This window comes from Sphingomonas sp. BK481 (genome assembly GCF_014194875.1).
Taxonomy (GTDB): Bacteria; Pseudomonadota; Alphaproteobacteria; order Sphingomonadales; family Sphingomonadaceae; genus Sphingomonas; species Sphingomonas aerolata.
In genome coordinates, this window is the sequence record NZ_JACIAP010000003.1 from 508,684 (window position 1) to 525,589 (window position 16,906).

Consider the following 16,906-nt stretch of genomic DNA (forward strand, 5'->3'; position numbering starts at 1 on the left):
GCGGACACAGGCCCGCCACGCGGCCGGGCTTGCGCGGATCGTGCGGGGCGATAGACAGCCGGGGATGGACCGTATTCTCATTCGCGGCGGCAACCGCCTGACCGGGCGCCTGCCCATTTCCGGCGCGAAGAACGCCGCGCTCACGCTGATGCCCTGCGCATTGCTGACCGAGGAGCCGCTGACGCTGCGCAATTTGCCGCGGCTGGCCGACGTCGACGGGTTCGGGCATCTGCTCAACCAGCTGGGCGCGTCGACCGCGATCCAGGGGACGCGCCCTGAGGATTTCGGGCGGGTGATGACGATCCGCGCGGGCAACCTGACCTCGACCGAGGCGCCCTACGACATCGTGCGGAAAATGCGCGCGTCGATCCTCGTGCTCGGGCCGCTGCTCGGGCGCGGCGGCGAGGCGACGGTGTCGCTGCCCGGCGGCTGCGCGATCGGCAACCGGCCGATCGACCTGCATCTGCGCGCACTCGAGGCGATCGGCGCCGAGCTTGAGATGGCGGCGGGCTATGTGAAGGCGACCGCGCCCGGCGGGCGGCTGACGGGGGGACGCTACCGCTTCCCGATCGTGTCGGTCGGCGCGACCGAGAATGTCGTGATGGCCGCCGTGCTCGCGCGCGGAACCAGCGTGATCGAGAATGCGGCGCGCGAGCCCGAGATCGTCGACCTGTGCCGCTGCCTCGTCGCGATGGGCGCGTCGATCGACGGGATCGGCACCGAGACGCTGACGATCGAGGGCCGCGACCGGCTGCACGGCGCGACCTATGCGGTGATGCCCGACCGGATCGAGGCGGGCAGCTATGCCTGTGCCGCGGCGATCACCGGCGGCGACCTCGAGCTGACCGGCGTGACCGCGTCGGACATGGGCGCGACGCTCGACGCGCTGGTCGAGGCGGGGGTGAGCGTCACCCCGACCAAGGACGGCATCCGCGTCGCGTCGGACGGGCATCTCCAGCCGCTGACGCTGTCGACCGCGCCCTATCCGGGGTTCGCGACCGACATGCAGGCGCAGTTCATGGCGATGCTGTGCAAGGCGGACGGCGCGAGCGTGCTGACCGAGACGATCTTCGAGAACCGTTACATGCACGTGCCCGAGCTGGCGCGGATGGGCGCGGACATCCAGGTGCGCGGCCGCACCGCGGTGGTGCGCGGCGTCGACAAGCTGGTCGGCGCGCCGGTGATGGCGACCGACCTGCGCGCGTCGATGAGCCTGATTTTGGCGGGGCTGGCGGCGGATGGGGAGACGTCGGTCGGGCGGGTGTATCATCTCGACCGGGGGTATGAGCGGCTCGAGGAGAAGCTGAGCGCGGTCGGTGCGGATATCGAGCGGGCCAGCGACGGGTGAGGCTCTTTCCGCCGTCATCCTGACGAAAGTCAGGATCCAGAGCCATTAAGCGCGGCGTCTGTAACTCTGGATCCTGACTTTCGTCAGGATGACGGGAAGGGGTGGCGGGTGCCGCGCGTCAGGCGATGCGGTCGGGGACTTCGGCGGCGTCGTGTTCGATCGTGGTGGCGGGGGCGACGGCTTCCCAGGGGAAGACGAACCAGTCCTTGGTGTCGCGGCGGTCGATCGTGCGCGCGGTGTAGTCGATGCGTTCGGCGGAGCTGAGATTGTCGATCAAAGTCGCGAAGCGGATCGCGCCGGGCGTCGCGCCTGCGGCGGCGAGGGCGGTGCGCAGATGGGTGATCGTGCGGCCCGAATCGTTGATGTCGTCGAGGAACAGCAGGCGCTCGCCCGACTGGGTGCGCGCGGCGAGCTTGACGAGCGGCTGGTCGGCGAAATCCTCGACCTGGCTCGAATAGTCGACCGAGAGCGTCGGGAGGCCGATCGCGTGGCTGAGGAAGACCGCGGGGACGAGGCCGCCGCGGCCGATGCCGATGATGAAATCGGGGGTCCAGTCGGCGTCCGCGCGAAGCTGTGCGGCGAGGGTGTGGATCGCGGCGACGAAGTCGTCCTGCGGGATGGGGGTGAAGATCGGCATCCGTTGCGCTTTAACGGGTGGGGGGCGCTGGGGCCAGCCGGTGTTCGGATCGGGTTCGGGTAGGGCGGGTTTGCTTGGCTCTGGGTCCTGACTTTCGTCAGGATGACGGGAAGGGGGGGCGCCCGCCGTTTTTAGCGGGCGCCCGGTTGGTCAGATCGCTTCGAGGGCTTGCGTGAAGTCGGCGATCAGGTCGTCGGCATCCTCGACGCCGATCGAGATGCGCACCAGGTTGTCGGTGATGCCCAAAGCCTGCTTGCGCGCGTCGGGGACCGAGAGGTGCGTCATGCCGGCGGGGTGGCTGGCGAGCGTTTCGGTGCCGCCGAGCGAGACCGCGAGTTTTGCGATCTTGAGCGCGTCGAGGAAGGCGAAGCTCTCGCGCTCGCCGCCCTTCAGGTAGAGCGAGAAGGTCGAGCCGCCGCCGGTGCAGTGGCGGCGATAGATGTCGGCCTGACGCTCGGCGCCGGGTTCGTCGGCGAGGAAGCCGAGATAGCCGACGCGCTCGACCTTGGGGTGATGACGCAGATAGGCGCAGACCTTGGCCGCATTCTCGCCCGCGCGGCTCATGCGGAGTTCGAGCGTCTCGAGGCTGCGCAGCAGCATCCACGCGGTGTTGGGATCGGTGATCGTGCCGATCGTGTTGCGCATCGTCCGGATCGTGTTGATGTGCGCCTTGGTGCCGAGCACGCCGCCGGCGACGAGATCCGAATGGCCGCCGACATATTTGGTCAGCGAATAGACGACGATGTCCGCACCGTGCTTGAGCGGCTGGAACCAGAGCGGTCCGAGGAAGGTGTTGTCGATCGCGATCGGCGGCTTTTCGTCACCAAAGATCGCGTCGCGGCTGGCGGCGACCGCCTCGACATCGACCAGCGCGTTGGTCGGGTTGGCGGGGCTTTCGAGATAGATGAGCGCGACATTGCCGGTCGCGGCCTCGGTCATCACCGCGTCGATCTCCTCGCGCGTGGCGCCGGCGGGGAAGTCGAGCCACTTGACCCCGAACTTGCCGAGCACGCGGCCGATCAGCGTCTCGGTCGCGGCGTAGAGCGGCCCCGAATGGACGATGGTGTCGCCGGGCTTGACCATCGCGAGGAACAAGGTGGCGATCGCGGACATGCCGGACGAGAAGGCGAGCGCGTCCTCCGCCTCTTCCCAGACGCCGAGGCGATCCTCGAGGATCTCCTGGTTGGGGCCGTTGAAGCGCGAATAGACGAGGCCCTCGGCACCGCCCGGACGCTTGCCGGTGACGCCCTCGAAATGGCGCTTGCCCGCGGCGGCATTGGGGAAGACGAAGGTCGAGGTGAGGAAGATCGGGGGCTTGAGCGAGCCTTCGGACAGCGACGGGTCGTAGCCATGGCCCATCATCAGCGTCGAGGGCTTCAGCTTGCGGCCGCCGATCTTCTCGACCTCGGGCTTGGGGGCGACGCGCGCGGCGACGCCGGTGAGGTCGGCTTCGGTCTCGGCGGGCATGCCGGTGGGGGTCGGGGTATCGGACATTCTAGGCTCCTGCATGACCCGTCTGGTGCGGGCCGATGCGGCGAGCCTAGCGATGCGCAGCCGGTTTGGGGAGGCGTCAGAGGCCGATGATACTGATCTGGCGACCATAAGTGGGTTCGCCGCGATGGGTCGCACGGCGATAGCTGAAGAAGGCGTCGTCTTCGGTGTAGGTGTCGCGGCCGAGCGCCTCGACCCGGCCGACCCCCGCGGCGGCGAGCCGGTTGACGACATAGGCCTCGAGATCGAACTGGTAATGGTCGGTGCGGGCATCCGCGAAGAAGCGTTCGTTCTCGGGATCGGCCTCGCAGAAGCGGCGGAGGAAGCCGGTGTCGACCTCGTAGCTGGCGCGCGCGATGCACGGGCCGACCGCGGCGACGATCCGGTCGCGGCGCGCGCCGATCGCTTCCATCGCGAGCAGGGTCGCGTCGGTGACGCCGCCGAGCGCGCCCTGCCAGCCGGCATGCGCGGCGCCGACGATCCCCGCCTCGCTGTCGGCGAAGAGGACGGGCGCGCAGTCCGCGGTGAGGATGCCGAGCGCGAGCCCGGGGCGGTCGGTGACGAGCGCGTCGGCGCGCGGGCGGAATGTGTCGTCGACGGGGGCGGTGATCGTCACCGCCTCGGCGGAGTGGATCTGGTAGAGGCCGACGAGCTGCGCACCGGGGCTGACGGCGTCGGTTGCGCGGCGGCGGTTTTCGGCGATCGCGGCGGGGGAATCGTCGGAGCCGGTGCCGGCGTTGAGGCTGGCATAGGCGCCGGTCGAGACTCCGCCGGTGCGGGTGAGGAAGCCGTGGGGGATGAGGGCGAGGGATTTTGCGCGGATGGGGGTGGGGGCGGGAGTCATGCTCGGATGTCCTGTCTGTAGTCCAGCACCACCCCGGCGAAGGCCGGGGCCCAGTTGGGGGACGGTTGTAACGGGGGGCGACGCTTCATTACCGGGGACGTTCCACTTGGGCCCCGGCCTTCGCCGGGGTGGGGGCTGGGTTGGGAATCTGGAGCGGGGCGCTGGCGTGTTGCACCACCCCGGCGGAGGCCGGGGGCCAGTTGGGGGACGGTGGTGACGGGGGGTGGTGCTTCATTACCGGGGACGTTCCAACTGGGCCCCGGCCTTCGCCGGGGTGAGGTTTGGGGGCGGCGCGCCGCGTCACAGCGCCAGGCGCATGATGCGGTCGTCGTCCGCCTTCTCGCCGACCATGAAGACGTAGCGGCCGATCTCGGTGAAGCCGTAGCGCTGGTAGAAGCGGTGGGCGCGGTGGTTGTCGACATAGACGCTGAGGATCATCTCGGTCCGGGCGTCGGCGCGCGCGGTGGCGAGCGCCCAGTCCATCAGCGCGGGGCCGACGCCGGCGCCGTGCCGGTCGGCGCGGACATAGAGCTGGTAGAGCTCGACCGCGGTGGCGGGCCAGTCGCCGGGGAAGGCGACCGGGCCGGTCTTCGCGAAACCGACGACCGCACCCTCGTCGAGCGCGATATGGATGCGGAAGGCAGGGTCGCCGATCTGCGACGGCAGGCCCTGCGGCCCGAACGCCTGGTCGAGGAACGCGGCGAGATCCTGCGGGCGGTAGAGCGTGCCGAACGTCTCGGTGAACGACGCGCGCGCCATCGCGGCGAGCGCGGGGCCGTCGGCGGGGACTGCGTCGCGGTAGGTGATCACGCGAAGGCGGCCGGGTTGGGCCAGCCGGGCGACGTGATCGCGAGCGCTTTGAACAGCGACCCCATGTCGTCCATCAGCCGGCGGCGGTCGGCGGCGAGCGCCTCGGCGCGGTCGGGTGAGGCCTTGGCGAGTGCGGACGTGCGCGTGTCGATGCCGAGCCCGCCGAGCAGGTCGCGCTGTGCGACGGGGCCCCAGGCGACCGCGCCATCGGCCTGCGCGGCGGCGGCGAGCGTGGTGAAATCGACATGCGCGGTCAGGTCGTGCTCGCCCGGTGCCTCGAACGGGTTGGCGAAGGCGTGCGCGCGGACCGCCTGGAGCGTGTCGCCGAGCGCGGGGCCTTCATAGCCGTAATCGATCGCGAGCAGCGCGCCGCCCTGTGCGACGAGGCGTTTGGCGAGCGTGCGGACGATGCCGACCGCGGCGGGCGCGGTCTCGATGATCGATCCGGCGGGCGCGTCGCGGAAGGGCTCGGGGATGACCGCGTCGGGAAGCGGCTTGCCCGCGATCGGGAGGAACAGCAGGTCCTGCGCGGCGACGAGGCGTTCGTGCCAGGCGTCCTCGCGCTTCAGCAACTGGCGGATCGGCAGCGCGTCGAAGAATTCGTTCGCGACGACGATCAGCGGAAGCTCGGTCGGCAGCGTATCGATCGTGTCGTGCCAGGTCGCGGCGGGGACGCGCTCGGCCTGCGCGGTGCGGAGCGCGGGGCTGGTCTCGACGAAATGGACGGGGGGCGTCAGGCCGGCCTTGGCCATCGCGCGCAAGGCATCGGCGGCGAGCGTGCCGCGGCCGGGGCCGAGCTCGACCCAGGCAATGTCCGGGCGGCCGGCGCGGTCCCACAGGTCGGCGCACCACAGGCCGATGAGCTCGCCGAACATCTGGCTGATCTCGGGCGCGGTGGTGAAGTCGCCCGCTGTGCCGAGCGGGTCGCGGGTCGCGTAATAATGCGCGTTGGCGGCGGCCATGTACTGCGCGACGGGGACGGGGCCGGCGAGGGTGATCGCGCGGGCGAGGCGTTCGGGGAGGGCGGTGTCGGGGGTGGTGTCAGTCATCATGTACTTCTCTACCTCCCCGGCGGAGGCCGGGGCCCAGTCGGGGGACGGTGATGACGGGGGGCAGCACGCTCGTCACCTGGGCCTTCCCAACTGGGCCCCGGCCTTCGCCGGGGTGGGGATGAGGGTGAGGGTGGTGTCCGTTACGCGACGCTCTGCGAGCCGGCGATGGATTCGACGCGGATGCGGCGGCGGGCGGCGGTGAGGATCAGGAAGAGGCCGCCGAGGATCATCGGGACGCAGAGCCACTGGCCCATGTGGAGCCCGGTCTTCTCGGCAAAGGCGCGCAGCTGCGAATCGGGTTCGCGGAAGAATTCGACGGTGAAGCGCGCGAGGCCGTAGCCGAGCACGAACAGCCCGACGAGCTTGCCCGGGTCATAGCGCGCCTTGGTCTTCCAGAAGGCGAACCAGAGGAGGGCGAAGAGCGCGAGGCCTTCGAGCCCCGCCTCGTAGAGCTGGCTCGGGTGGCGGGCGGGTTCGATCATGCCGAAGGGGACGGTGCGCGCGAAGACGATGCCCCAGGCGACGTCGGTCGGCTTGCCCCAGAGCTCGCCGTTGACGAAGTTGGCGAGCCGCCCGAAGAACAGCCCGAACGGCACGCAGCAGGCGATATAGTCGTGGACGCGCAGCCAGTTGAGCTTGTGCTTGCGCGCGAACAGGATCAGCCCGAGCGACACGCCGATGACGCCGCCGTGGAACGACATGCCGCCGTCCCAGAGCCGGAGAATGCGCAACGGCCGCAGGATCATCTCGGGCGCGTAGAACAGTACATAGCCGAGCCGCCCGCCGAGGATGATGCCGAGCGTCGCGTAGAAGACGAGGTCGTCGGCATGACGCCGCGCCATCGGTGCGCCGGGCTGGGCAAGCAGCTTCAGCAGATACCACCAGCCGAGCAGGATCCCGCCGATATAGGCAAGGCTGTACCAGCGCAGCGTGAAGAAGCCGATCGAGAAGACGTCGGGGTGGAGCCCCAGGTCCTCGAACCGGATATGTTGGCCCGTAGCGGGGCTAAGCAGGCCACCGGCTACGGCGGCTAAGGTCGACAGGATCAATGGCTTTTCCCCACGCGTTCGCGCCTGCATAATGAGCGGTGACGATAAGACCAAGGCGATAAGACCGGGGCCATAAGTCCAGAGGGAGAGTGAGATGCGGACCGAGCTAGACGCGGCGATGGATTCGACGATGGCGGCGCTGACCGCGCCCGGGGGAATGCTCGGGCTCGGATCGATCGAGCGGTTCGGCGTGACGCTGCCGACGATCGCGGTCGCGCCGCCCGCGCTCAACGCCTATTTCGCGCATTATGCCGGCGAGCACCGCGACCAGGTGTTCCTGGTCGCAGGTGACGAGCGGCTGACATTCGCCGAGGTCGAGGACGCCGCCGAGCGCGTCGCCTGCGCGCTGGTGTCCGCGCACGGCATCCAGCGCGGCGACCGGATCGGCATCGCGATGCGCAATTCGCCGTCGTGGATCGTGCTGTACATGGGCATCATCATGGCCGGCGGGGTCGCGACGCTGCTGAACGGCTGGTGGCAGTCGGACGAGCTGGAGGCGGCGATCCGCGACGTCGACTGCAACATGGTGTTCGCCGATCCGCCGCGCGTGAAGCGTCTGGCGCAGATCGCCGGGCTGGCGACGCCGGTGATCGGGATCGACGACACGCTGCCGCTGCGAATCGCGCTCGACGTGCTGCTGAAGGAGGACCCGGTCGGCGTCGCGCTGCCGCCGCTGGGGCCCGACGACCATGCGACGATCCTGTTCACCAGCGGGTCGACCGGCCAGTCGAAGGGCGCGCTGTGCGATCACCGCGCGATCATCCAGGCGATCTTCAACTATCTGGGGCAGGCGATGATGATGCTCGGCATCGCCACCGCGCAGGGCAATCCGCCGGTCGGCCAGCCGGTCACGCTGCTGACGATCCCGCTGTTCCACATCACCGGCGAGGTGCCGGTGTTCCTGCAGAGCTTCGCGATGGGGCGCAAGCTGGTGCTGATGCCCAAATGGGATGCGCGCGAGGCGATGCGGCTGATCGAGGCGGAGGGCGTGACCTATTTCGTCGGCGTGCCGCTGATGAGCTTCGAGATCCTCAACCACCCCGATCGCGGCGATTACGACCTGTCGACGGTGACCGATTTCGCCGCGGGGGGCGCACCGCGGCCGGTCGAGCATGTCCGGCGGCTGGGCGAGGAAATGGGCGGAAGCGCGCCGCTGATCGGCTACGGGCTGACCGAGACGAATGCGGTGGGGACGGGCAACTGGCGGAGCAATTATATCGCCAAGCCCAATTCGGCGGGGCGGGCGAGCGCGCCGCTGGTCGATCTCGCGATCCTCGACGATGACGGGCGCGCGCAGCCCGCGGGGGTGCGCGGCGAGGTGGGCATCCGCAGCGTGTGCAACTTCAAGGAATATTGGAACCGGCCCGAGGCGACCGCGGCGGCGTTCACCGCGGACGGCTATTTCCGGACGGGGGATATCGGGTTTCTCGACGAGGACGGCTATCTGTTCATCGTCGACCGCAAGAAGGACATCATCATCCGCGGCGGCGAGAATATCTCGTGCCAGGAGGTCGAGGCGGCGCTGTACCAGAACCCCGCGGTGGCGGAGGCGGCGGTGTTCGGGCTGGCGGACGAGCGGTTCGGCGAGGTGCCGGGCGCGGTGGTGGTGCTGCAAGAGGGCGAGACGCTGACCCCGGACGATCTGTGCGCGTTCCTCCACCAGCATATCGCGGCGTTCAAGGTGCCGCAGCGGGTCTGGATCGCCGACGCGCCGCTGCCGCGGCTGGGGACGGAGAAGATCGACAAGGTGACGATCCGGGAGCGGTATCGGGGGATGGTCTGAGGGGGGTGTCGTTGGGATAGCTCGCTTCTTGCGTCATCCTGACGAACGTCAGGACCCAGGGTCCAGCGGCGGTGCGTTTTGGTACTCTGGATCCTGACTTTCGTCAGGATGACGGGAGTGGGTGGGCGTGCGCGTGCCTCACGTCTGCTCGTCATCCTGACGAAAGTCGGGATCCAGAGCCAAGCAGCGTTGCGTCCTGTTACTCTGGGTCCCGACTTTCGTCGGGATGACGGAAGGGGGGATGACGGAAGGGGGGAGACGGGTGGGGGTGGGGCGCGGTCCCCCGCATCCGGCGGTTTGCGGCGCCTTCACCCCCGGGGGGAGAAGGGGTAGGGGCGCGGGATGATCAGTCGGCGGGGGATTTTGGCGGGGGGCGGCGTGGGGATCGGGCTGGTCGTCGCCTGGGGGCTGTGGCCGCGTGACTATGCGCCGACGCTGGTCGCGGATCCGGGGGAAAGCGCGTTCGGGGCGTGGCTGAAGATCGGCAGCGACGGGCATGTGACCGTCGCGGTGCCGCAGGCCGAACACGGGCAGGGCGTCTATACCGCGCTGGCGCAGATCGTCGCGGACGAGCTGGGCGCGGACTGGCGGACGGTGGGGGTCGAGCCCGCGCCGCTCAACCCGCTCTATGCCAATCCGGTCGGGCTGAACGCGCTGTTCGAGGGGATGCCGGGCGTGGTTCCCGCAGCGGTCGCCGGCCCCGCGCCGACGCTGACCGCGGGATCGAGTTCGGTGCGGATGTTCGAGGCGGCGTGCCGGAGCGCGGGCGCGGCGGCGCGGGTGCTGTTGTGCAAGGCGGCGGCGCGGCGCTGGGATGCGGACTGGGCGGACTGCCGGACCGAGGCGGGGTTCGTCGTCCAGGGTGCGCGGCGGATCCGCTTCGCCGCGCTGGCCGAGGACGCCGCGCGCGAGACCTTGCCCGACGAGCCGGTCATCGGCGGGCCGGGCGCAGGCGCGCTCGCGGGGCGGTCGGTGCCGCGGATCGACACGCCTGCCAAGGTCGACGGATCCGCCAATTTCACCGGCGACGTCCGCCTGCCCGACATGGTCCATGCCGCGATCCGGCAGGGACCGGTCGGCGACAGCCGGCTGATCGGGGTCGACCGCGCCGCCGCGGACCGGGTGCGCGGCGTGCTGCAGATCGTCGAGACGCCGGCCTGGGTCGCGGCGGTGGCGACGACCGGCTGGGCGGCGCAGCAGGCGCTGTCCGCGATGGCGCCGCGGTTTGCGACGCGGGGGCCGCTGGTCGACAGCGGGACGATCGCCGCCGCGCTCGACGCCGCGTTCGAGACGCCGGGGGCGACGATGGCGCAGACCGGGGAGATCGGCACGCTGCTCGACGGGGCGGGGGTGGTGACCGCCGCCTACCGCGTGGCGCCCGCGGTGCATGCGGCGATCGAGACGCGCAGCGCGACCGCGGCATACCGCGACGGAATCCTCGAGCTGTGGATGCAGACTCAGGCGCCGGGGCCCGCGCGTGCGGCGGCGGCGGCCGCGGCGGGGATCGACGAGGCGCAGGTGGTGATCCATCCGATGCCGGTCGGCGGGTCGTTCGGTGCCGCGCTGGAGCATGACGCGGCGGCGCAGGCGGCGGTGCTGGCGGTGCGGCTGAAGCGTCCGGTCAGCCTGGTCTGGTCGCGGGCCGAGGACCTGATGCACGACCGCTATCGGCCCGCGGCGGCGGCGCGGCTGGCGGCGCGACTCGATGCGCGCGGGCGGATCCTTGCCTGGCGCACGGCGATCGCGGCGCCCGCGACCGGCGCGGAGATCGCGGCGCGGGTGCTGCCCGGCATCGCCAGCCGGGCGGCGACCGCGCTGACGCGGGGCGATCCGCATGCGGTCGGCGGTGCGCTGCCCGCCTATGCGATCCCGGCGGTGGCGGTCGTGCATCATGCGGCCGAGATCGGCGTGCCGACGGGCGCGCTGCGCGGCGGCGCGCATGGCTATACCGCGTTCTTCACCGAGACGTTCGTCGACGAGCTCGCGCGGATCGCCGCGACCGAGCCGATGTCCTACCGGATCGGCATGCTGGGCGGTGGCGCGAGACTCGCGCGGTGCCTGTCGACCGCGGCGTCGCTGGGCGGGTGGAATGGCGGCGTGCCCGGCAGCGGCCAGGGGATCGCGGCCCACGCCTTTCGCGGCAGTTTCATCGCGGTGCTGGCCGAGGCGCATCTGGGCGCGGACCGGCGGCCGGTGGTCGAGCGGCTGGTCGCGGCGGTCGATTGCGGGGTGCAGATCAACCCCGATCTGGTCCGCCAGCAGATCGAGGGCGGGCTGATCTTCGGACTGGCGACCGCGCTGGGCGCGGCGACCGGCTTCACGCGCAACCTGGCCGATGCGCGCGGCTTTGGCGACCTGCATCTGCCGCGGCTGGCGGACACGCCCGACATCACCGTCGAGCTGATCCGCAGCGACGAGGCGCCGGGCGGGGTCGGCGAGCTGGGCGTGCCCGCGGTCGCGCCGGCGATCGCGAATGCAATCTTCTCCGCAACGGGCTTTCGTCTGCGCGATTTGCCTTTAAGACCCTCGACATGACCCTGCCCCCCGACCATCCCGCGATTCCGAAGCCCCGGATCGGCGTCCTGCTGATGAACCTGGGGACGCCCGACGGCCCCGACGTGCGATCGGTCAAACGCTATCTCGGCGAATTCCTGTCGGATCGCCGCGTCGTCGAGATTCCGGCGATCGCGTGGCAGCCGATCCTGCGCGGCATCATCCTGAACACGCGGCCGAAGAAATCGGCGCATGCGTACAGCCAGGTGTGGCGCGAGGACGGTTCGCCGCTCGCCGCGATCACGCGGTTGCAGGCGGCGGCGGTGAAGGATTCGTTCGGTCCCGAGGTGCTGGTCGACTGGGCGATGCGCTATGGCCGGCCGGCGATCGCCGAGCGGCTGAGCGCGATGCAGGCGGCGGGCTGCGAGCGGATCCTGCTCGCGCCGCTCTATCCGCAATATTGCGCGGCGACGACCGCGACCGCGAACGACAAGGCGTTCGCGCATCTGGCGGGGCTGCGCTGGCAGCCCGCGCTGCGCACGCTGCCGCCTTATTATGACGATCCCTTGTATATCGACGCGCTGAAGACCGATCTCGAGACGTCGCTCGCCGCGCTCGATTTCGTCCCCGATGCGATCGTCGCGAGCTTTCACGGCATGCCCAAGCGGACGCTGGAGATGGGCGATCCGTACCATTGCCACTGCCAGAAGACCGCGCGGCTGCTGAGCGCGGCGATGGGGCGCGAGCTGACGGTCGCGTTCCAGTCGCGGTTCGGGCCGCAGAAATGGCTGGGGCCCGCGACCGACGAGACGCTGGTCGAACTGGCCAAGGCGGGGAAGACCAAGGTCGCGATCTTTGCGCCGGGTTTTTCGGCGGACTGTCTGGAAACGCTCGAGGAATTGTCGATTCGTGGGCGCGAGAGCTTCGAGGAGGCGGGCGGCAAGGACTTTGCCTATCTGCCGTGCCTGAACGACGGCCCCGCCGGGATCGCGATGCTCGAGCGGCTGCTCGCACGCGAGCTTGAAGGTTGGACGCGCCGCGGTTAGCCTCCGGTAAAACACGTATGGCGGGAGAGAAGGCATGGCACGCGTCGCGATCGTAACCGGGGGAACGCGTGGCATCGGTGAGGCGATCAGCCTTGCGCTGCAGAAGACCGGGCTGACCGTGGCGGCGACCTATGCGGGCAATGCCGAGCGCGCCGAGGCTTTTGCCGCGCGGACGGGAATCGCGGTCTATCAGTGGGATGTCGCGGATTACGACGCGTGCCAGGCGGGCTGTGCGAAGGTCGCGGCCGATCTGGGCGATGTCGACATCGTCGTGAACAATGCGGGCATCACGCGCGACGGCACGATCCTGAAGCTGAGCTATGACGACTGGAAGGCGGTGATCGACACCAATCTGGGCGGCTGCTTCAACATGGCCAAGGCGGTGTTCCCGGGCATGCGGACGCGCAAATGGGGGCGGATCGTCAATATCGGCTCGATCAACGGGCAGGCCGGGCAATATGGCCAGGTCAATTACGCCGCGGCGAAATCGGGCATCCACGGCTTTACCAAGGCGCTGGCGCAGGAGGGCGCGCGGGCCGGCGTGACGGTCAACGCAATCGCGCCGGGCTATATCGATACCGACATGGTCGCGGCGGTGCCGGCTGACGTGCTCGAGAAGATCGTCGCGAAGATCCCCGTCGGGCGGCTGGGCCAGGCGAGCGAGATTGCGCGCGGGGTGGTGTTCCTGTGCTCGGAAGAGGGCGGGTTCGTGACGGGCTCGACGCTGAGCATCAATGGCGGGCAGCATATGTATTGACGGTTTTGCCCCGGCTGCGCGGCAGCCGGGCCCAGACCGTCACGGCCGGCGGACGGGTGCAACCCGGTCCGGCCGACGGCTTTGCCGGTGGCGTGGGTTTGGCGGCGGACGGTGGCCCGGGCTCTGGATCCTGGCTTTCGTCAGGATGACGGGAGTGCTCCGGTCTCGGGGGCGAAACCGAAATAATCGTGGCGGTACGCGTCGAGCGCGGTGCCGATGCAGCGGACCGTCGGGGAGGACTGCGCGTCGCCCTGATCGTCGGCGTGCAGGGTGAAATCTGCGCTGGGGAGCTCGGTCCGGCTGGGACGGAATTTGCCGCGGACCGCGCCGCAGCGGGTGGCGATCTGCGCGACCGCGTGTGCGGTGAGGACGGGCTTTTCGGTGTGCGGCCCGGCCGCACAGCCGGCGAGCAGCGGAAGAGTCGTCAGCATGGCGAGCGCGAGGGTGCGGATCACGGGGCTCTCCGGGGTCTGGATGTCGCAGCGTAGGGCGGTCGGCGTTGCGGCGGAAGCGGGGATGCGCGGCCGGGGACGGTGGGTGGTATCCTGGATCCTGACTTTCGTCAGGATGACGGGAGTGGGGTGTCGACCGGCCCGACCAAAAGCTCCGTCATCCTGACGAAAGTCAGGATCCAGGGTAACGAGGGGTGTCGCTGCTGGGCTCTGGGTCCCGACTTTCGTCGGGATGACGGGGAGAGGATGACGGAGGGGTAAGGGCTCAGGCCGGGCCTGCCGTCGGCAAAGCCGTCGGCCGGGTTGGCGCTGGCGCCACCCGCCGGCCGGTCCGGCTCCGCGCGGTGCGCGGCTCCGGACGAACACGAGGCCGGCCCCTTGTAGGGGACCGGCCTCTGCCCTCGATACGCTACGCGAGGGAACTGGGGGCTGGAGCGGACGCCGGCTAAGCCGTCGTCGGACGGGTGGCTTGGGGCCACCCGCCGGCCGTGCCGGAGGTGCTCGCCGTGCAAGCACCCGCGCTTTCGCGCTTAGCGGCGGCAGTAGCGCGGGTTGTCCGACTTATCGATCGCGTTGCCGGCGAGGCCGCCGCCGGCGGCGCCGAGCAGCGCGCCGATCGTGCCGTTGCCGCGGCCCGCGACGGTGTGGCCGAGCAGGCCGCCGGCGAGGGCGCCGACGATCGTGCCGCCGGTGTTGTCGCAGCCGCGACGGTTGTTGCGGTCGTTGCGGTAGTTGTAGCGGCGGTCGTTGCCGCGATATTCGCGGTCATAGCCCCGGCCACGATCATAGCCGCGCCCGTCGTAACCGCGGTCATAGCCGCGCTCGTAGCCGTAGCGCTGCGCCTCGGCGGCGACGGGGACCAGGGTCGCGGTGCCCATTGCGAGCGCGCTGACGGCGAGGGTGAAGGTCTTGAACATCAAACGTCTCCCATTTGGGACCTGGGGGAGTGCGCCGGTGGCGGGCCCTTCGATCCTGATGACAGCCTTATGGTCGAGTCGGATTGAGCCGAGCCTGAATGCGTTCGTTATCAACGGTTCAGGCGCGACTCCGGTCCCGCGCCCTATCGCGCGCGCCTGACTGGAAGCGGGTGCCCCCGGGCGCGACAGCGGCTATGGGGCGGGCGTGCGGCGTATCCCGACCCTGTTGTTCGTGCTGGCGAGCGTGCACCTGCTGGTGCCCGGATGGAGCGGCACGTCGCGGCTGCCGCTGCTGGGTGCGGCGGCGGACATGACCGCGACGCGGGTGCGGATCGATCCGGCCGATCCGTCGCGGCGGCGGCTTGGCGGGCTGACCTATCTGGGCGGGGTGGTGCTGCGCAGTCGCGATTCGGCGTTCGGGGGATATTCCTCGATCGCGGTCCGTCGCAGGGCTTCGCGGACACAGGTGACGCTGCTGAGCGATGGCGGGAATATCGTCCGCTTTCATATCGGCGACGACTGGCGGCCCGCGGGGATCGGCTTTGCCGCGCTGCCGGGTGGTCCCGGGCAGGGCTGGTCGAAGCGCGACCGGGACAGCGAATCGCTGACGATCGATGCGGCGACGGGGATGGCCTGGGTCGGGTTCGAATATTGGAATGCGGTCGGGCGCTATGCCGCAGGGGCGGACGGCACGCTGCTGGCGCGATTCGAGGGGATGGTCCGGCCGCGGGCGATGCGCGAATGGCCCGACAATGGCGGGCCCGAGAGCATGGTGCGCCTGCGCGACGGGCGATTTGTCGTGCTGTCGGAGACCGCGCGGCCGCGGGTGCGGACGAGCGCGGGCGGGGTCGGGCGCGGGACCGGGCGGCGGGGGCTGTTCTTTGCGGGTGATCCGCTCAACGCGCGCGGCGTCGGCTTTACCTATGTGCCGCCGGTCGGGTTCAGTCCGGTCGATGTCGCCGAGCTGCCCGACGGGCGGCTGATCGTGCTCAATCGCGCCTTTGCCGCGCCGTTCGCGTTTTTCAACACCGTGACGGTGATCGAATCGGGGGCGATTCGGGCGGGGGCGGTGGTGCGCGGGCGCGAGATCGCCCGGCTGGCGGCGCCGCTGGTGCATGACAATTTCGAGGGGATCGCGGTGGCGCGCGAGGGGGACGACACGGTGGTGTGGATCGTGTCGGACGACAACGAGACCGTGCTGGAGCGGACGCTGTTGCTGAAGTTTCGGCTGGAGGGGTAGCGGGGGGCGAGCGGGGTGGCGGTGTCTCGACTTCGCTCGACACGAACGGGAGGGGGGCGAGCGGGGCGGGCGGTGTCTCGACTGCGCTCGACACGAACGGGAAGGGGGGCGAATCGGGTTAGGCGGTGAGCTTCGACGGCAGCGCACCACGGTGTGGCAAGCGCACAAACGCCGACGGCCCGCGCTCCGGTGGGAGCGCGGGCCGGGGCCGTGTCGCAGTCGCGCGGGTTAGGCGGCGGCGGCGATCTTCTTGACGACGTCGCGCTTCAGGCGGCGGGCCTTGAGCGAGAGCTTGTCGTCCGAGGTCTTGACGAGCCAGTTGTCGAGGCCGCCATTATGCTCGACCGAACGCAGGCCGTGCGTCGAGACGCGGAGACGAACGCTCTGCTCGAGCGAGTCGGAGATCAGCGTGACGTTCTGCAGGTTGGGCAGGAACGTACGCTTGGTCTTGTTGTTGGCGTGGGACACGTTGTTCCCGACCATCCGGCCTTTGCCGGTCAGTTCGCAAATGCGCGACATCTGTCTACCTATCAAGTGTCGGGAGGAACCCCGGAAAGGCGCGCAGATACCCGGCAAGCGCGGCCGCGTCAACCGATTCACCCGTTTTTGCCGATCGGTGCCCACGCGGATGCGGCGAACGGGGCGGCAGAGCGGGGCGTGCAACCGCGTGGGGTTGATCGACGTTGTTACGCCATCGAACCGGTCGACGCCCGCATTGGGTCGTGGCCTTATATAAGGGGAATCCCATGCGTACGCTCTTGTCTCTGGTCGCGATCGCGCTGCTCGCCGTCGTCGCGCTGATGTATTTCGGGATCATCAACATCGACCAGACGCGTGCCGGCGCGATCCAGACGCCGAAATTCGAGGCGGACGTCGCCAAGGTGCGGCTGGGGACCGAGACCAAGACCGTCGCGGTGCCGACGATCTCGGTCGACAAGCCGGGGACCGCGGCGGACAATGGCCAGGTGCCCGCCAACTGATCCGCGC

The 16,906-nt window shown here is 70.0% G+C and carries 16 protein-coding genes; 7 read left to right on the plus strand and 9 right to left on the minus strand.

Features of this window, described 5'->3' with window-relative positions:
- The first annotated feature begins 64 nt into the window (after window positions 1–64).
- Window positions 65–1,348 carry a UDP-N-acetylglucosamine 1-carboxyvinyltransferase gene (gene murA, locus FHY04_RS08800; RefSeq protein WP_031440515.1) on the plus strand — a complete coding sequence of 428 codons (1,284 nt, stop codon included), beginning with the start codon at window positions 65–67 and terminating at the stop codon, window positions 1,346–1,348.
- Between the two features lie 118 nt (window positions 1,349–1,466).
- Here the strand turns inward: murA and FHY04_RS08805 are convergent, their stop codons facing one another.
- From FHY04_RS08805 to lgt, 6 genes are all read right to left on the minus strand, one after another.
- Window positions 1,467–1,985, minus strand: coding sequence for a phosphoribosyltransferase (locus FHY04_RS08805; RefSeq protein ID WP_031440516.1), 519 nt, complete (start codon window positions 1,983–1,985; stop codon window positions 1,467–1,469).
- A 150-nt stretch (window positions 1,986–2,135) separates the two neighbouring features.
- Window positions 2,136–3,479, minus strand: coding sequence for a cystathionine gamma-synthase family protein (locus FHY04_RS08810; protein WP_373928262.1), 1,344 nt, complete (start codon window positions 3,477–3,479; stop codon window positions 2,136–2,138).
- A gap of 76 nt (window positions 3,480–3,555) precedes the next feature.
- A complete protein-coding gene (pgeF, locus tag FHY04_RS08815) occupies window positions 3,556–4,320 on the minus strand; it encodes a peptidoglycan editing factor PgeF (RefSeq protein WP_183936141.1) in 765 nt (254 codons plus the stop codon).
- A gap of 300 nt (window positions 4,321–4,620) precedes the next feature.
- Window positions 4,621–5,130, minus strand: a complete 510-nt coding sequence (locus tag FHY04_RS08820) for a GNAT family N-acetyltransferase (RefSeq protein ID WP_183936142.1) — start codon at window positions 5,128–5,130, stop codon at window positions 4,621–4,623.
- Window positions 5,127–6,179: a class I SAM-dependent methyltransferase gene (locus FHY04_RS08825; protein ID WP_183936143.1), complete on the minus strand. Its 1,053-nt coding sequence runs from the start codon at window positions 6,177–6,179 to the stop codon at window positions 5,127–5,129. The genes FHY04_RS08820 and FHY04_RS08825 overlap by 4 nt, the downstream gene beginning before the upstream one ends.
- A 143-nt stretch (window positions 6,180–6,322) precedes the next feature.
- Window positions 6,323–7,231, minus strand: a complete 909-nt coding sequence (gene lgt, locus FHY04_RS08830) for a prolipoprotein diacylglyceryl transferase (RefSeq protein ID WP_409349152.1) — start codon at window positions 7,229–7,231, stop codon at window positions 6,323–6,325.
- A 94-nt stretch (window positions 7,232–7,325) separates the two neighbouring features.
- On the opposite strand from lgt, the gene FHY04_RS08835 reads away from it, so the two are divergent.
- From FHY04_RS08835 to phbB, 4 genes are all read left to right on the plus strand, one after another.
- Window positions 7,326–9,014, plus strand: coding sequence for a class I adenylate-forming enzyme family protein (locus FHY04_RS08835; RefSeq protein ID WP_183936145.1), 1,689 nt, complete (start codon window positions 7,326–7,328; stop codon window positions 9,012–9,014).
- Window positions 9,015–9,356: 342 nt separating this feature from the next.
- Window positions 9,357–11,549 carry a xanthine dehydrogenase family protein molybdopterin-binding subunit gene (locus FHY04_RS08840; RefSeq protein ID WP_183936146.1) on the plus strand — a complete coding sequence of 731 codons (2,193 nt, stop codon included), beginning with the start codon at window positions 9,357–9,359 and terminating at the stop codon, window positions 11,547–11,549.
- A complete protein-coding gene (gene hemH, locus FHY04_RS08845) occupies window positions 11,546–12,553 on the plus strand; it encodes a ferrochelatase (protein ID WP_159512143.1) in 1,008 nt (335 codons plus the stop codon). Before FHY04_RS08840 ends, hemH begins: the two co-directional genes overlap by 4 nt.
- A gap of 34 nt (window positions 12,554–12,587) precedes the next feature.
- Window positions 12,588–13,310, plus strand: coding sequence for an acetoacetyl-CoA reductase (gene phbB, locus FHY04_RS08850; protein WP_031439092.1), 723 nt, complete (start codon window positions 12,588–12,590; stop codon window positions 13,308–13,310).
- Window positions 13,311–13,450: 140 nt separating this feature from the next.
- Here the strand turns inward: phbB and FHY04_RS08855 are convergent, their stop codons facing one another.
- Window positions 13,451–13,765 (minus strand): hypothetical protein, encoded by a 315-nt coding sequence (locus FHY04_RS08855; RefSeq protein WP_183936147.1) that lies wholly within the window; start codon window positions 13,763–13,765, stop codon window positions 13,451–13,453.
- A 527-nt stretch (window positions 13,766–14,292) separates the two neighbouring features.
- Window positions 14,293–14,679, minus strand: coding sequence for a glycine zipper 2TM domain-containing protein (locus FHY04_RS08860; protein ID WP_056406961.1), 387 nt, complete (start codon window positions 14,677–14,679; stop codon window positions 14,293–14,295).
- Window positions 14,680–14,884: 205 nt separating this feature from the next.
- Between FHY04_RS08860 and FHY04_RS08865 the strand changes: the two genes are divergently transcribed.
- Window positions 14,885–15,919, plus strand: coding sequence for an esterase-like activity of phytase family protein (locus tag FHY04_RS08865; RefSeq protein WP_311724243.1), 1,035 nt, complete (start codon window positions 14,885–14,887; stop codon window positions 15,917–15,919).
- 228 nt (window positions 15,920–16,147) lie between these two features.
- On the opposite strand, the gene rpmB is transcribed toward FHY04_RS08865, so the two are convergent.
- Window positions 16,148–16,438, minus strand: coding sequence for a 50S ribosomal protein L28 (rpmB, locus tag FHY04_RS08870; protein WP_031395040.1), 291 nt, complete (start codon window positions 16,436–16,438; stop codon window positions 16,148–16,150).
- Window positions 16,439–16,665: 227 nt separating this feature from the next.
- On the opposite strand from rpmB, the gene FHY04_RS08875 reads away from it, so the two are divergent.
- Window positions 16,666–16,899, plus strand: a complete 234-nt coding sequence (locus tag FHY04_RS08875; RefSeq protein WP_031395039.1) for a hypothetical protein — start codon at window positions 16,666–16,668, stop codon at window positions 16,897–16,899.
- Window positions 16,900–16,906 lie beyond the last annotated feature (7 nt).

Excerpts from the sequence above, each read along its gene's own strand:
- hemH (WP_159512143.1), top strand. The coding sequence starts at position 11,546 with ATGACCCTGCCCCCCGACCATCCCGCGATTCCGAAGCCCCGGATCGGC.
- FHY04_RS08835 (WP_183936145.1), top strand. The coding sequence starts at position 7,326 with ATGCGGACCGAGCTAGACGCGGCGATGGATTCGACGATGGCGGCGCTG.
- FHY04_RS08840 (WP_183936146.1), top strand. The coding sequence starts at position 9,357 with ATGATCAGTCGGCGGGGGATTTTGGCGGGGGGCGGCGTGGGGATCGGG.
- FHY04_RS08875 (WP_031395039.1), top strand. The coding sequence starts at position 16,666 with ATGCGTACGCTCTTGTCTCTGGTCGCGATCGCGCTGCTCGCCGTCGTC.
- FHY04_RS08805 (WP_031440516.1), bottom strand. The coding sequence starts at position 1,985 with ATGCCGATCTTCACCCCCATCCCGCAGGACGACTTCGTCGCCGCGATC.
- FHY04_RS08810 (WP_373928262.1), bottom strand. The coding sequence starts at position 3,479 with ATGTCCGATACCCCGACCCCCACCGGCATGCCCGCCGAGACCGAAGCC.
- pgeF (WP_183936141.1), bottom strand. The coding sequence starts at position 4,320 with ATGACTCCCGCCCCCACCCCCATCCGCGCAAAATCCCTCGCCCTCATC.
- murA (WP_031440515.1), top strand. The coding sequence starts at position 65 with ATGGACCGTATTCTCATTCGCGGCGGCAACCGCCTGACCGGGCGCCTG.
- FHY04_RS08860 (WP_056406961.1), bottom strand. The coding sequence starts at position 14,679 with ATGTTCAAGACCTTCACCCTCGCCGTCAGCGCGCTCGCAATGGGCACC.
- rpmB (WP_031395040.1), bottom strand. The coding sequence starts at position 16,438 with ATGTCGCGCATTTGCGAACTGACCGGCAAAGGCCGGATGGTCGGGAAC.
- phbB (WP_031439092.1), top strand. The coding sequence starts at position 12,588 with ATGGCACGCGTCGCGATCGTAACCGGGGGAACGCGTGGCATCGGTGAG.
- FHY04_RS08825 (WP_183936143.1), bottom strand. The coding sequence starts at position 6,179 with ATGACTGACACCACCCCCGACACCGCCCTCCCCGAACGCCTCGCCCGC.